This window comes from Aeromicrobium phragmitis (assembly GCF_003674095.1).
GTDB lineage: Bacteria > Actinomycetota > Actinomycetes > Propionibacteriales > Nocardioidaceae > Aeromicrobium > Aeromicrobium phragmitis.
Genome location: NZ_RDBF01000054.1, coordinates 1 through 516, shown reverse-complemented (window position 1 = coordinate 516; position 516 = coordinate 1). Strand labels below are relative to the sequence as shown.

Below are 516 nucleotides of genomic sequence, written 5' to 3'. Positions count from 1 at the left end.
AGACGCGCGTGGCCGCCTGCGCGGTGGTCACGACTGTTCTCCCTTCTGGTGGGGGACATAGGCGTAGGTGCCGATGCGGATCAGGCCGGCCACGTCACCGCGGTCGCTGACGATCTCGCTCTCCCAGGTCATGAAGGCGCCCCGGCCGACGCCCGTCTCCTTCGGGGTGCACGCCACGAGCCGGCGGCCCCGGCGGCCGATCCGTTCGCCGGCGACGACCTCGCGGTGGAAGTCGACCTCGATGTCCGTCCCGAAGAACCCGGTGGTCTTCGGGCCGATCGGCATGTCGGCGTTGTTGATCGCCGTGTGGACGGGCTGGGCGTCGCGGTCGGCGGAATCGAACAACGTCTCCCCGGGCCGCCACGCGGCCGGGATCGTCCACGCGATGACGCCGGTGTAGGGCATCGTGACGTCCTCGAAGCCCGCGGCCCGCGCGACCTCGGGATCGGTGTGCAGCGCACAGTCGAACTCGAGCGGCTCCAGATAGCGCCGGATCGCGCCGCGTTCCACCGGATC

At 70.9% G+C, this 516-nt stretch carries 1 protein-coding gene; it reads right to left on the bottom strand.

Annotated features, from left to right (window positions below; genetic code table 11):
- Positions 1-27 precede the first annotated feature (27 nt).
- Positions 28-516 (bottom strand): FAS1-like dehydratase domain-containing protein (locus D9V41_RS16215; protein ID WP_121795611.1); only part of this gene is annotated, 489 nt, incomplete at its 5' end.